Annotated in this window: 14 protein-coding genes; 2 read left to right on the forward strand and 12 right to left on the reverse strand. The window is 39.6% G+C overall.

Going from position 1 to position 14,046, the window contains the following annotated elements; translation table 11 throughout:
* Window positions 1-501 (reverse strand): tRNA guanosine transglycosylase (locus tag ABYD77_RS04750; protein ID WP_372767508.1); only part of this gene is annotated, 501 nt, incomplete at its 3' end.
* A gap of 202 nt (window positions 502-703) precedes the next feature.
* Window positions 704-1,741, reverse strand: a complete 1,038-nt coding sequence (gene queA, locus ABYD77_RS04755) for a tRNA preQ1(34) S-adenosylmethionine ribosyltransferase-isomerase QueA (RefSeq protein WP_372767510.1) — start codon at window positions 1,739-1,741, stop codon at window positions 704-706.
* A gap of 253 nt (window positions 1,742-1,994) precedes the next feature.
* Between queA and ABYD77_RS04760 the strand changes: the two genes are divergently transcribed.
* On the forward strand, window positions 1,995-4,514 hold the full coding sequence (locus ABYD77_RS04760) for an EAL domain-containing protein (RefSeq protein WP_372767512.1): 2,520 nt from the start codon (window positions 1,995-1,997) through the stop codon (window positions 4,512-4,514).
* 107 nt (window positions 4,515-4,621) lie between these two features.
* On the forward strand, window positions 4,622-4,828 hold the full coding sequence (locus ABYD77_RS04765; RefSeq protein WP_372767514.1) for a hypothetical protein: 207 nt from the start codon (window positions 4,622-4,624) through the stop codon (window positions 4,826-4,828).
* 53 nt (window positions 4,829-4,881) lie between these two features.
* Here ABYD77_RS04765 and ABYD77_RS04770 read toward each other — a convergent pair whose 3' ends face one another.
* From ABYD77_RS04770 to pstA, 10 genes are all read right to left on the reverse strand, one after another.
* Window positions 4,882-5,340, reverse strand: coding sequence for a YccF domain-containing protein (locus ABYD77_RS04770; RefSeq protein WP_372767516.1), 459 nt, complete (start codon window positions 5,338-5,340; stop codon window positions 4,882-4,884).
* Between the two features lie 32 nt (window positions 5,341-5,372).
* Entirely contained in the window at window positions 5,373-6,248 is an 876-nt protein-coding gene (locus ABYD77_RS04775) for a hypothetical protein (protein WP_372767518.1), read from the reverse strand.
* Window positions 6,249-6,263: 15 nt separating this feature from the next.
* Entirely contained in the window at window positions 6,264-6,863 is a 600-nt protein-coding gene (locus ABYD77_RS04780; RefSeq protein WP_372767520.1) for a hypothetical protein, read from the reverse strand.
* Window positions 6,856-7,404: an RNA polymerase sigma factor gene (locus ABYD77_RS04785; protein ID WP_372767522.1), complete on the reverse strand. Its 549-nt coding sequence runs from the start codon at window positions 7,402-7,404 to the stop codon at window positions 6,856-6,858. The genes ABYD77_RS04780 and ABYD77_RS04785 overlap by 8 nt, the downstream gene beginning before the upstream one ends.
* Before the next feature lie 79 nt (window positions 7,405-7,483).
* A complete protein-coding gene (locus ABYD77_RS04790; protein ID WP_372767524.1) occupies window positions 7,484-8,392 on the reverse strand; it encodes a hydrogen peroxide-inducible genes activator in 909 nt (302 codons plus the stop codon).
* A 166-nt stretch (window positions 8,393-8,558) separates the two neighbouring features.
* On the reverse strand, window positions 8,559-9,833 hold the full coding sequence (locus ABYD77_RS04795) for an inorganic phosphate transporter (protein ID WP_372767526.1): 1,275 nt from the start codon (window positions 9,831-9,833) through the stop codon (window positions 8,559-8,561).
* A gap of 38 nt (window positions 9,834-9,871) precedes the next feature.
* Complete coding sequence (locus tag ABYD77_RS04800; protein WP_372767528.1) at window positions 9,872-10,549, reverse strand: TIGR00153 family protein; 678 nt, start codon at window positions 10,547-10,549, stop codon at window positions 9,872-9,874.
* Window positions 10,550-10,793: 244 nt separating this feature from the next.
* Complete coding sequence (gene phoU, locus ABYD77_RS04805; protein ID WP_372767530.1) at window positions 10,794-11,504, reverse strand: phosphate signaling complex protein PhoU; 711 nt, start codon at window positions 11,502-11,504, stop codon at window positions 10,794-10,796.
* Window positions 11,505-11,515: 11 nt separating this feature from the next.
* Complete coding sequence (gene pstB, locus ABYD77_RS04810) at window positions 11,516-12,343, reverse strand: phosphate ABC transporter ATP-binding protein PstB (RefSeq protein WP_372767532.1); 828 nt, start codon at window positions 12,341-12,343, stop codon at window positions 11,516-11,518.
* Window positions 12,344-12,382: 39 nt separating this feature from the next.
* Window positions 12,383-14,032, reverse strand: coding sequence for a phosphate ABC transporter permease PstA (gene pstA, locus ABYD77_RS04815; protein ID WP_372767534.1), 1,650 nt, complete (start codon window positions 14,030-14,032; stop codon window positions 12,383-12,385).
* Window positions 14,033-14,046: the final 14 nt, after the last annotated feature.

The raw sequence follows: 14,046 nt of genomic DNA on the forward strand, positions 1-14,046 counted from the left end.
CTTTGCCCAGCGCAGCGATAATTCCATTGAATCACGTGCTTCTTTTTCAGTTGCTGGGTACGGCGTACATTCGTCAAAAATCATCACGATATCTGAACCTAAATCACGCTGTACTTGCATTGCTTTTTCTGGTGAAAGCATAATTTTTTCACCGTTTACTGGTGAACGGAACATTACGCCTTCTTCAGAAATTTTGCGCATTTCACCTAAACTAAATACTTGGAAACCGCCTGAATCGGTAAGAATTGGTTTATCCCAGCCCATAAAATCATGTAAATCACCATGTTGTTTAATGATTTCAGTACCTGGACGAAGCATTAAGTGAAAGGTATTACCCAAGCAGATTTCAGCACCTGTGCCTTTTAGCTCTTCAGGTGTCATGCCCTTAACGGTACCGTAAGTACCCACAGGCATAAATGCAGGTGTTTCAACAACACCGCGTTCAAAAATCAAACGGCCGCGACGCGCCTTGCCATCTGTATTGTCTAATTCAAATTTCATAAAAACCTCAAATGCCGGAAAAACAGTCCAACTTTTACTCAACTTCATCAATTGAGCGTAAAATAATCGGTCGATTTTACCTGCTTTGACAGCACAATACTATGGATATAGGGATGAGATAACAGAAATAAAAGTGGAAAGTGAGATTTACGTGTAAAGCGATGTAACTGAGTTACATCGCCAGTATTTTTTAAACCAAGTGTTAAAGGTCTTTTTTCGTTAAGAACATCGCGTCACCGTATGAGAAAAAGCGGTATTTTTCTGCAATTGCGGTGTTATAGGCGTTCATAATATTCTCTTGTCCTGCAAAGGCACTTACCAACATAATCAGCGTAGATTCTGGTAAGTGGAAGTTTGTGATCATTGCATCAACCACCTGAAACTCGTAACCTGGATAAATGAAAATATCAGTATCGCCGTAGAATGGCGCAAGTTCACCTTCAGATTTCATCGCTGCTGACTCAAGTGAGCGCATTGACGTTGTACCAACGGCAACAACGTGGCCACCACGTTCACGACACGCTATAATTTGCGCAACGACTTGCTCTGGCACTTCAATGTATTCTGAGTGCATATGGTGATCTTCAATTTTATCAACGCGAACAGGCTGGAACGTCCCTGCACCCACATGTAACGTTACAAACCCTAAATCAACACCCTTTGCCTTTAATTTTTCAAGCAGGGCATCGTCAAAGTGAAGGCCTGCTGTTGGTGCGGCAACTGCGCCTGGTTTTTCACCATAAACAGTTTGATAGCGATTGCGGTCTTTTTCATTATCAGGGCGGTCAATATAAGGCGGTAACGGCATATGACCAATGCGCTCTAAAATATTAAGCACGCCCTCTTCACCTTCAAACTTGAGCTCAAACAATTCACCCTGACGGCCTTGCATTACAGCGGTTGCGCTCCCTTCTAAAATAAGTTCATTACCTATTTTAGGTGATTTATTTGCACGCACATGAGCAAGTACCGTGTGTTTGTCGACGACACGTTCAACTAACACTTCAACCTTACCCCCTGATGTTTTTTGGCCAAACATACGTGCTGGAATAACCTTCGTATTATTAAAGATAACCAGGTCGTTAGGCTTCACAAATTCAAGCACATCAGCAAACGTATGATGCGTAATTTCACCGCTATTACCTTCCAGCTTTAACAAGCGACTCGCAGTACGTTCTTCCATTGGATAACGGGCAATTAGTTCATCGGGTAATTCAAAGTTAAAATCAGCAACACGCATTTCGTATTCTCACTTGGTTGTCAGTACTCAGGGTGTACTTGGTTAAAGTGGCGCAGATTCTAGTGTTAGTACTGATTTAAATCAAGGAAAACAGCCCGAGCAAGACATAACCTACTGTATTAGAAGAGATAGATTTTTGACCAGATTGAAATTACCATTTTTACTTGAGTTAACATCTTAAACTAGGTATCTTTTTGCATTTGAAAATCAACGTTACCAAGGAGTGGTAGACTGATTTAGAGGTACAGTTTCAATGTCGAATAAGCTTAAATTACTGGTGGTTACACCAGACGTTAAGCTATCAACTCAACTTGTTGATGCGTTAAAAAATGTCGATGTATTTGATATTGAGCTTAAAAGTAATAGCTTAGAAGCCCTCGATTTACTTAAGAAACAATCTGTAAAATTAATTATCACAGATCTTGCGATTGGTGAAATTGACGGTTGGCGTTTTTCGCGTATGGTTCGCTCCGGTTTGCTCGCCACAGCTAAAAACACCCCAATCGTATTAATCCCACCAACTTACTGTGAACGTATCGCAGAGACCACAGCCCGCGCTTATGGTATTGATGCTATTTTACAACACGATAATATCTCAACACTACCGCATTTGCTCGCCAATATTTTATCAGAACATATGGTCAAAAGTAGTCGCTTACCGTTATTGCTAGTTGAATCAAATGAAGAGCGTGCGACACAGATTAGACAAGATCTAGAGTTAGGCTTCGCAATTACTAACATTGATAACTCAGCCGCTGCACAGACCCTGATTCAGCAATACAAGTATGCCATCGTATTAATAGATGCCACCCACGGCAGTTTTGAGCGCGTGAATAACTTTTTAAAACAGTTAAGAATTCACCGCCCAAATCAAGCCGTCGTGACGATAATCGATAGCCAAGATGCTAACTTTGCGGAAAAATTACTTTTACTTGGCGTAACTGACTTTATTCGCCTGCCATTTAATCACAACATCATCAACAAAGTATGCGAGCAGGCAGCTCGACGCGAAGATTTTATGGTGAGCTATGATGAGTTTGCCGAAAAAGTGGAGCTACTCAGTAAAAGCCAACAAGGATACAAAGATCTCTTCTCAGCGCATCAGCGCATATTGATGCACCTAAATACTGCGGTCATCGAAATAGACGCAGCTTACAATATTTGTTTCTTAAACCCTGCCTGGGAAGCTTTAACCGGAAATGGTTTACAATCAAGCATTGGTAAACCGCTAACAAGCTTTTTCCCGAACAAAGATGCGACTAAACTAAATGAACTTATTTCCTCCATCCAAATGATTCCTGGTAGCAAAGACAAAGTTGAACTACAAATAAAACACAAACATGGTCATCAGATCTGGATTGAATGTAAACTGCAATCAATTAAAGAAGCTCATGTAAAAAGTAATATTACATTAAGTATTGATAACATAGATGAGCGTAAACAAGCAGAGTTTAGCTTACAGTACTTAGCTCATCACGACACCTTAACCAATTTACACAATCGCTACTTTTTCGATCAGCAACTCAATCATTTTTGTAAAAAAACAACCGATAAACAAGAACATGCTTTGCTTTACATTGATTTAGATCACTTTAAAATTATTAACGATTCACAAGGCCACCAACAAGGTGACAAAGTATTGCAAAAAGTTGCTGAGCTGTTTGAGCAATGTGTTTCAGGTGATGCATTAGTATGTCGTTTAGGTGGCGATGAATTTGCCATTATTTTGGAGAATATTGACTTACTTGACGCTCATATGATTGGCGAAAGTTTATGCCAAACCATTGAGAGTGAAAGCTTTCGATTTGGTGAACAAAACTTCTCTATCAGTTGTTCAATTGGTTTAACTCAGATAAATGAAAATAACTGTGATGCGAGTGAATGTTTGAAACAGGCTGATATTGCGCTTTACGTTGCAAAAAGCCGCGGTCGGAATATTGTACATTGTTACTCAGAATCCGACGCTAACACCAAACAGATGTTGTCAGGGATCACTTGGGCGCACACTATTAAAGAAGCACTTAAAGCAAAATGTCTAACGATGCACTTTCAACCAATTTGGTGCTATAAAGAACAAAAAATCAGCTATTATGAAGCTCTGGTCCGTTTAATTGTAAATGATGAAATAATTTACCCAAACCAATTTATTCCATCACTTGAACTCGTTACCGATATCGATTTACTTGATCAAAACGTGATTGAAAAAACAATTGCGCTTTTGGGAGAATATCCTGAACTTAATCGTGTTGCGATCAACTTATCGCCACAAGCGTTTAATAACACCAGCCTGTTAAATATCATTGTGGTCAATTTGAAACAATATAATGTTAATCCTGATAGACTCACGTTCGAAATCACGGAATCCGCAAGTATTAGTAACCTTATAGCAACTACTACAATGATCACCCAACTTCAAAAAATCGGCTGTCAGTTTTCGATCGATGACTTTGGTACTGGTTTTAGTACCTTTAGTTACCTAAAACAACTGCCTGCAAATCAAGTAAAAATAGACGGCTCTTTTGTTAAAGATATGACCCAAGACAGTATCGATAAAGCCTTAGTAAATGCAATAAAAGACATTAGTCATTCGCTTGGAAAAACCTGTGTCGCTGAGTATGTAGAAGATAAAGAAACATTTGAATTACTTAGGGAAATTGGTGTTGATTATGCACAGGGTTATTATGTTGGCAAACCTGTTTCAGCGTCCGAAATTCGCAAACAAAAAACATTTCAACGAACTCAATCGCTTAACAAATTTTATAAATTATTTTAACAAAACGATAGGAAAGCGAACAAAAAATAGGCTAGACTATTCCCATACGGAAATATAAAAAACCATTCAAATGAGCTGAAGGATTGACGCTAAGAACGGGAGGGACTATGGCACTATTTATTTTTTTACTGCTTATTGCAAATGTCCTTATTTGCTACTTTTGCTACTTAAAAGCCTCTGAAAAAGGCTACCCAAAAGCTGTATTTATGGGGTTGGGAGTGATCCCTTATTTCAACTTAGTTGTACTTGTTTATTTACTCTTTTTACCAAACGTTAAAACAGAAAGTTTATTAAATTCAAAAGCCGCAAGTTAAGCGGCTTTTTATTATACCAATCTGCACAAGTAATTAGCCTATTCAGGTTGGTATTAGCTTTGTTGTTGTGATGCAACAAATGCATCAGCATTTCGCCTTTTCATCGCTTCAGCAACATCGATATCCACAATCATTTGACCAATTGGCATTAAAGAAATCTTAGCCAGCTTAAAATGCTGCAGGCCAAACGGAATACCGATAATGGTGATAATGCACATTAATGCACATAGCAAGTGTATAATCGCAAGCCAAAAACCAGCCATAAAAAACCAAATAATATTACCTAAGGTTCCAAAAGCTCCTGTTCCTATATCATGTTGCAATGTCATTTCATCACGCATCACAGCTTCTTTGCCAAATGGAAAAAATGAGAACTGACCAATAACAAAACATGCACGTCCCCATGGAATGCCAATAATGCTCACAAAAGCAATCAATGACACCATCCACCAGACGAGCCCTATTACGATACCGCCAAGAAAAAACCAAATTATATTGCCTAGTAGTCTCAATTTAAATTCCTTTCAATATGAGGTGACAGACTCTAAAAACTATAGCTTGTGACAGAGGCAAGCAATGCTTTTGCATCAATTTCACCTAAGACACACTTATTGATTTGCGTTTTATTAAAAATCAGCACTAAGTCTTCATTGTTACCTGTCACATTATCAATAATAAAGTTTACATACTGATTCTTGTTTAAACTTTTAAGCCCTGCACCGTAATCACATAAGGTTTGTGCAAGCGTATTGCTTACTACACGAACCTTTTGCTTACGAGCTTCGGCTGCCTGTTGCTGCTTTTCCCTAGCGGTTGATTTTATTTTACCTTTCGCTTCATCACGTTTATCTCGTACTTCCGCTTTTTCTTTTTCAAGCTTCTCAATTTTAGCTTCGAGCTTGGCTATTTCTTTTTCTAACGACTTTTCTTCGTTTTCTTTTTGCGCATGTCTACGTTCAAGGTTTAAATCACGACGCTCACGCTCAACTTCACGTAATTGAAATTCAATTTCCCGCTCTTGCTCAGCAAACTCTCGCATTTTATCAGAAGATTCTCGCAACACATCCATTGCATGTTGATAAGCTTCATTCGCCAACTCTACGGTCATTTCTGAAGCGCGTATAACAACTTCTTCATCTTCAAAGTCTAAATCCGGCTCGGTAAAAAACTGTCGCCATCCGCCAAAACTACCAGAAACACCTTTAGCACTAACGTTAAATACATAGCCTTGCTCAGCTAAATAAGCACCATTAAGCTGGCGAACCTTAATACCTTGCTCAGCATTTAGTGATGCTCTTAAAATATTATTCATTATTTGAATTTCACGCTGGCTTTTGTTCAGCAGCTCAGCTGAAGGTGCCGCCGCTAGCACCTGACTTGAAATTAATGCGATTGATATCGCTAAATAAGATAATTTCATAACCTATCTCCAATATTAATTTTTGGCAATTGATGACTGAGGCTGATTTTCAACCTGTTGTGCCAGTTCATTAAGTTGCAGACGAATTAGCGCCTGATCTTGTTTTCTTATTTGGTTTAAATCGGCAACTAACGCGCCAATATCTTCTTTTCGCTCAAGTCGCCCTTGATCGATAGCTTCTTTAACCAAAGCATAAGTCGCTTCTGCATTACTTTTTTGTTGCTCAGCAAGCAAAGTTTGCAGCTGTTCAAAGGTAACTGTCGGAGCTGCTGCTGGTTTATCAAAACTTATCGCAAAGCCAGAATCACTATAATTAATTTCAGCACGCACTAAGACTAAAGAGCACATTAGCACTGAGCACGCCAGTGCTGCAGATGCAAACCAACCTGCAAGTCGGTTGCCAATAGGTGTAGGCTTTGGCTTTTCAAACCAAGTCGCTTCCCTTTGCCAGTATGGTACAGGTGTTTCTTGATATTCACTTGCGAGCGTTTGCCATTGCTGACTGTTTTCGAGTAACTCTGAATAAACTGAATCTTGTTCTAACAAACTTTTCTCTTCTGCCGAAAGCTCTCCACTTTCTAGCCATTTTTGGAAAATAATATCTAAATTAGCCATTTAGCACCTCCAAATCTTGACGCAGTTTCGACAATGCCGAATATAAACGGGATTTTACTGTATTCGTTGACACCCCAAGCTGCTCAGCTATTTGATCAAAAGTAAAGTGTTGGAAAAACTTTAATTCAACCACTTCTTTTTGCACCCAAGGTAAGTCATTTAATAACTTTAAAACTTGTTTGTTTTGCTCAATCATAAACACCATAAAGTCAGCCGGTTCAGCTGTTTTGCTCTCTGCAATCAGCATTTCTTGTTGTTCCTCATCAAGCACTTTTCGTGCGCGATAAAACTCAACACAACGCCGATTGCTAATCGCAATGGCCCAGGTTTTAAAGCTCGACTCAAAACGATATTTATCCAGTGAGCGATAGATGCTCATAAAACTTTCTTGCATGATTTCGAGTGCATCATCTGGGTTGCTCACCATGCGCAAACAGCTATGATAAATCGGCTTTTCATATTGCTTAACTAATGTAAGCCACGCCCGTTTATCACCTTGCTGCGCTTTTTTTATTAACCCTTTTTCGCTTTGAAAGAACACATATTCCCCAGCTAATTGTTTCTCTGTTTATGTAGTCGAGCATAGTTCAAAAAAAGTTTTAAATTTTTTAATCTTTTTTTTAGCGAGCGCATTTTTCAGTAAAGAAAGGTTTTAGTTTGTCGCATAACAAACGGAAATCACGAATGCGACCTGAGGTTTTACGCCACAGAATACCAATATCACGGTAGGCCGTGTCTTGCGCGGCATTAAACACCATAGGTTTATGTGCAAGAATACCTGCATTAATTGCCATTTGCGGTAAGAAGGTAACACCAAGTTGTTTTTCAACCATGCTAAGTAAAGTGTGCAAGCTTGCCGCTTCAAAAGGGTTTATACATTCACTTTTACTGAGGTGGCAGGCACTCAGTGCATGATCTGTTAGACAGTGCTCGCGCTCTAACAAAAACACAGAGGAAGGTGGCAATAAATTAAAATCAGCAATACCTTTAGCCGCTTCATAATCTTTGTGCATCACCATATTAAATGTGTCTTGTGCCAAAATATGGGTATGGAACTTTTTAGTGTTATAAGGCAATGCGAGTAACGCCACATCAACCTGTCCTTTTTCTAATTTATCGAGTAAGTTGTCACTGGTATCTTCAATTAAAACTAATTCAAGTTCTGGGAATTCTGTGGCACATAAATGATAAAGGTCGGCGGCAATAAAGCTTGCAACGGTTGGAATAATGCCAATTGTAAGCTGCCCTTGTAGCGGATTTAAAAAGCTTTTAGTAAGCTCTTTTACACTGATTGTGTCGTCAATAATCTTACGCGCACGCTCAACGACTTCTTCACCAATCGCGGTAAACATAATGCTACGATTTTCGCGCTCAATCAGCTGACAGCCTAATGTTTCTTCAAGGTTTTGAATCGCACTGCTGAGAGTCGATTGACCGATAAAACACGCTTCAGCAGCACGGCCAAAATGTTGATGTTGGTGTACAGCAAGTAAGTACTGTAGTTGTTTAATACTTGGAAGGTTTTTCATCGTTATAACCGATTAAATTCTAATTAATAACGATAAAAACAAATTAATACGTGAAAATCAAATATGGCTTAGAAAATTTACTATTTAATTCTCTAAGCCATAAATTTAAGACAAAAAAAGACCCCATTGCGTGTTCACATATGGGGTCTTTTCAAGCTAAAAGTCGTTACACTTGAAGGCCAAAAATAGCCGCCAATAGATAGTAGATAACAATAGCTAATACTGCGCCTACTGGCAAGGTAATAACCCAAGAAACAACAATATTTCTTACAACACTTAAGTTAAGCGCAGCAATACCACGCGCCATACCAACACCTAGTACTGCACCTACTAGCGTTTGTGTTGTTGAAATAGGTAAACCTGTACCCGATGCAATAACAACGGTTGATGCAGCAGCAAGTTCAGCAGCAAAACCACGGCTAGGTGTTAAGTGTGTAATACCTTCACCAATGGTTTTAATTACTTTCTTACCAAGGACAGCTAAACCAATAACAATACCTAAACCACCAAGTGGTAAAATCCACCATACAAGCGCTGATTTCTTAACAATTTCACCATCATGTTGAACAATACTTACTACCGCAGCTAGTGGGCCAATCGCGTTAGCAACGTCATTTGAACCGTGCGCAAATGCCATACAACATGCAGTTACAATCATTAATATTGCGAATACTTTTTCAACGTTGTTAAATTGCATTTCTTTGTCTGCTGCTGGATCCATTTTAAGACGCGCGATAAGCACTTTACCTAAGATAGCAACAGCAACAGCAGCAGCAATGGCAATACTGTAACCTTCAACAGCACCAAGCTCTAAACCTACGTGCTTTAAACCTTTTTTGATAGTAACTAGCGCCATAACAAATGCAGCAAGGCCCATATAAATAGGTACATAGCGTTTTGCATTGTTAAGTGGTGCATCTGTATCAAAAATCAGTTTTTGTGCACTCATAAAGATAAGGTAAGCAATAAAACCTGAAATCGCAGGGGTAACAATCCAACTACCTACGATACCTGCTACTTTGCCCCATTGAATCGCTTCAGTTCCTACTGCAACTAGCGCAAAACCAACGATTGCACCAATAATTGAGTGTGTAGTAGATACTGGCCAACCAAGGTAAGAAGCAACTAATAACCATACACCTGCAGCAAGTAGTGCTGAAATCATACCAATTACAAGTGATTCTGGTATAGCAACGAAGGCCGATGAGTCGATGATACCTTTACGAATGGTTGATGTTACTTCACCACCAGCAAGGTAAGCACCCGCAAACTCAAAAATCATAGCGATAATAATCGCTTGCTTAATAGTTAGCGCTTTAGAGCCAACCGATGTACCCATAGCATTGGCAACGTCGTTTGCACCAATACCATAAGCCATTATAAATCCCACTACGGCCGCAATGATCACCAAAGTGGAGCCGTAATTTGCAATAATATCCATCAAGTAACCTTTAACTTAACTTTTTTAATTTAGTTTAATTAACGTGCTAGCATCAGTTCTAAACGTGAACCAACACGCTCAGCGATATCTGCTAAATCACCCACCCACTCAAGGATCTTATATAAGAACATCACATCGATCGGGTTTAATTCGTTTTCGATTTCACGTAACTGACGACGCAAAGTAATTTGCATCTCGTCGGTATCGCGCTCAATTGCGTCGAGTTCTTCTAGCATGTTTTCAACTAACGTTACTTCACGACCACGGAAACCCGTTTCTAAAAGTTCATCCAATTCATTGATGGCTTTAGAAGCTTGTTTTGTCGCGTCGATACAGCGGTTAAGGTAAGTGATAAAATCAGCTTGAATTTGCTCAGGGATTTCCATTTCACGACCAAGTACACGGCCTGCTATGTCCTTAGCTTTATTTGCAATTTTGTCTTGTTGAGTGATCAGCTCAAGAAGATCTGTACGCTCAACTGGCAGGAATAATCCGCGAGGCAATTGCAAACGAATATCACGTTTAAGCACATCCGCTTTGCGTTCTAAATCGCGAATATTTATGCGGATCTCAGATGCTTGTTCCCACTCTTTATTAAACGCATGTTGAAAAAAACTCGTTAATAAAGCACTGGCTTGATGAACTATTTTGATATGTTCTTCAATAGGTTTGATAGGAGATTTCGCAAAAACCCCTAAAAATGCATTACTAGCCATAATTGACCCTTAAATTTTAAAAGCGCGCAAATTTTACCGTAATCAGTGACAGGTGGAAAGGCTTTACCACATAACTATTACAGTTGATTTACGCAACACAATAAAAACACCAACGAAATGTATTCTCATCAATCCTTTGTTTAGCCTATCAAACAAATCAGATTACGCTAGTTAAAAAAATTAAGATCAATAAAAAAGGGGCTAAACCTAATGGTTTAGCCCCTTTCTATGAATCGACTTGGGGTTAGTTACCGATAATGTCGCGCTCAATATCATCTTGTGCGATATGACGAATATCTTTACCTTTTACGAAGTAAATTACGTACTCAGCAATATTTTGACAACGGTCACCAATGCGCTCTAGCGAGCGAACGGACCAAATTAAATCCATTACTTTTGGAATTGAGCGCGGATCTTCCATCATGTAAGTCATAATCTGACGCGTTAACGCTTCATATTCGCGGTCAACTTTTGCATCTTCTTTGTGTACACGGAATGCCGCTTCTGCATCCATTCGGGCGAAAGCGTCAAGCACATCGTGCAACATTTGCGATACATGGCGACCCATATTATCGATATTACCCAATAGCCCCTGTTGATCTTTCGCTGTAGACTCTAGCGCTACTTTTGCAATGCGGCGAGCTTCATCACCAATGCGCTCTAAATCCGCAATGGTTTTTGCAATCGCAACAACTAAACGTAAATCGCTTGCTGCTGGTTGGCGTTTTGCAATAATACGTGTGCACTCTTCATCAATACTCACTTCCATTGCATTTACTTTGTAATCACCAATCTCTACTTTTTTTGCCAGTTCAGCATTGCTATCGTTAACTGCATCAAGGGCTGAGTTAAGCTGTTGCTCAACTAAGCCGCCCATAGCTAAAACATGATTGCGAACGTTTTCAAGCTCTTGGTTAAAGTTACCTGAAATATGCTTTGAAATATTATGATCCATAACTTTAATCCTTACCCGTAACGACCAGTAATGTAGTCTTCAGTTTTCTTTTTCTTCGGCGTGGTAAACAAAGTATTAGTATCTGAGTATTCAATAAGTTCACCCATATACATAAACGCTGTTTGATCAGATACACGCGCCGCTTGTTGCATGTTATGCGTTACAATAACAACCGTGTACTTATTTTTTAAGTCGTTGATTAACTCTTCAATAACCAAAGTCGAAATTGGGTCAAGTGCGGACGTTGGCTCATCGAGTAACAGTACTTCAGGCTCAATCGCGATTGCACGGGCAATTACTAGACGCTGTTGCTGACCACCCGACAGGCCAAATGCGCTGTCATGTAAACGGTCTTTAACTTCGTCCCATAATGCAGCGCCACGTAATGAAGCTTCAACCACTTCATCTAATTTACGCTTATCTTTAATACCTTGCAGGCGCAAACCATAAACCACATTCTCATAAATTGATTTTGGGAATGGATTTGGGCGCTGGAATACCATCCCTACGTTACGACGCAGCGCAGCTACATCAACGCTTTTATCATAAATATTTTGGTTATGAAGTAAGATTTGACCATCAATACGACATGTGTCAACTAAGTCATTCATACGGTTAATACAACGTAGTAATGTTGATTTACCGCAACCAGATGGACCGATAAACGCGGTTACTTGGCCCTTTGGAATTTTCATGCTGATATTGCTCAGCGCTTGCTTATCACCGTAGTAAAGGTCTAAATCTTTAATTTCAAGAGCAGTTTGTTCTGCCGATAAGTTTTCTAAATCAAGCTGTAAGCTAGTTGCAGATTGATTAATTTCTGGAGCAACAGTAATCATTTTTACTAAACCTATTAAACTTTTATCACCGCAGAACAATTAGTGTTCTAACGACCTGAATTTTTCACGTAAGTGGTTACGAATACCAATTGCTGTGATATTCAGTGCCACAATAACTGCCACAAGTAAGAATGCTGTGGCATATACTAGCGGACGTGCCGCTTCAACATTAGGGCTTTGGAAACCAACATCATAGATGTGGAAACCTAAGTGCATAAACTTTCTATCTAAGTGTACAAACGGGAAGTTCATATCAACAGGTAGTGTTGGCGCCATTTTAACTACACCCACTAACATTAGTGGTGCAACTTCACCTGCTGCTCGTGCAACCGCAAGAATTAAACCTGTCATAATCGCAGGGCTTGCCATTGGTACAATAATACGCCAAATGGTCTCAGCTTTAGTTGCACCGAGAGCCAGCGAGCCTTGACGCACTGAACTTGGAATACGCGATAAACCTTCTTCTGTTGATACGATAACTACCGGTAGAGTTAAAATCGCAAGTGTTAATGCTGACCAAATTACACCAGGTGTACCAAATGTTGGGCCTGGTAATGCTTCAGGATAAAACAATTGGTCAATGCTGCCACCTAACATGTAAACAAAGAAACCTAATCCAAATACACCGTAAACAATCGATGGTACACCCGCAAGGTTAATTACCGCGATACGGATCATTTTAGTAATTGAGTTTTTGGCTGCATATTCGTGTAAGTAAATCGCGGCGATTACACCAAACGGCGTTACGATTACCGCCATTAACATAACCATAAATACGGTACCGAAAATCGCTGGGAATACACCACCTTCAGTGTTCGCTTCACGTGGATCATCACTTACAAACTTACCAATCTGCTTGAAGTAATGGCCCACTTTAGCAAGTAACCCCATATCGTTAGGTAGTGTTACATCAAGTACTTGATAAAGCGGAATAGTTACTAACTCACCCCGCATATCTTTTACAATTACTTGGTCACGTTTAGCAGCATCACGGAACTTGAACAGCTCTTTTTCAAGCACTAAATATTGTTCACGGTACGCTTTACGCTCGGCTTCAAATTCAGCTACTTTTTCGTGTGTTAGCTCGCCTTTTAAATCAAGCGCTTTTTCTTTTAAACGCAGACGCTCTAAGTCATAGTTAATATGACCAATTGGGCCATTTTGTAAATCAAGCGCTGATTCATTAAGGTCAACTGCACGCTCAACAAGCTGTTCTAATTCAATTAGCTTTTGCTCTTCAGAAACAGCTTTACCATCTTTAATTACACTTTCAATGTAACCATAAAAGTTACCGTTTTTGCTTCGCTCAAACACCGCAAGCTGACTTGGAGTTGATTGCTCAACAATGTCCGTTGCTAAAATCCAACGGAAGTCCAAGTCTACATATTCACGGTTACCCGTTTTTATTAGTAAACGCTCAACTTCTTCACCTGTAAAACCGTGTAACTCAACGTTTGCTGCTTTTAAACGCTCTACCGGGACCATTTCACGGTCATATATTTCACCGATAACGGTTTCTTTTGCATCGCCACGATGTAGTTCAAATTGGGTAACTTCTGCTGGCCAAAAGAAACCTAAACCACGACCGGCAATCATCGCAAGTAAGCCGATTACCGAGATTAAGCTGATACTTACAGCGCCACCTGTCATCCAAATCCAAGGTGAGCCAGATTTAAACCACTGCTTCATTTATTAAATCTCCT

Source organism: Pseudoalteromonas sp. (genome assembly GCF_041629635.1).
Taxonomy (GTDB): Bacteria; Pseudomonadota; Gammaproteobacteria; order Enterobacterales; family Alteromonadaceae; genus Pseudoalteromonas.

Excerpts from the sequence above, each read along its gene's own strand:
- ABYD77_RS04795 (WP_372767526.1), bottom strand. The coding sequence starts at position 9,833 with ATGGATATTATTGCAAATTACGGCTCCACTTTGGTGATCATTGCGGCC.
- pstA (WP_372767534.1), bottom strand. The coding sequence starts at position 14,032 with ATGAAGCAGTGGTTTAAATCTGGCTCACCTTGGATTTGGATGACAGGT.
- phoU (WP_372767530.1), bottom strand. The coding sequence starts at position 11,504 with ATGGATCATAATATTTCAAAGCATATTTCAGGTAACTTTAACCAAGAG.
- ABYD77_RS04800 (WP_372767528.1), bottom strand. The coding sequence starts at position 10,549 with ATGGCTAGTAATGCATTTTTAGGGGTTTTTGCGAAATCTCCTATCAAA.
- ABYD77_RS04780 (WP_372767520.1), bottom strand. The coding sequence starts at position 6,863 with ATGGCTAATTTAGATATTATTTTCCAAAAATGGCTAGAAAGTGGAGAG.
- pstB (WP_372767532.1), bottom strand. The coding sequence starts at position 12,343 with ATGATTACTGTTGCTCCAGAAATTAATCAATCTGCAACTAGCTTACAG.
- ABYD77_RS04765 (WP_372767514.1), top strand. The coding sequence starts at position 4,622 with ATGGCACTATTTATTTTTTTACTGCTTATTGCAAATGTCCTTATTTGC.
- ABYD77_RS04760 (WP_372767512.1), top strand. The coding sequence starts at position 1,995 with ATGTCGAATAAGCTTAAATTACTGGTGGTTACACCAGACGTTAAGCTA.
- queA (WP_372767510.1), bottom strand. The coding sequence starts at position 1,741 with ATGCGTGTTGCTGATTTTAACTTTGAATTACCCGATGAACTAATTGCC.
- ABYD77_RS04790 (WP_372767524.1), bottom strand. The coding sequence starts at position 8,392 with ATGAAAAACCTTCCAAGTATTAAACAACTACAGTACTTACTTGCTGTA.
- ABYD77_RS04775 (WP_372767518.1), bottom strand. The coding sequence starts at position 6,248 with ATGAAATTATCTTATTTAGCGATATCAATCGCATTAATTTCAAGTCAG.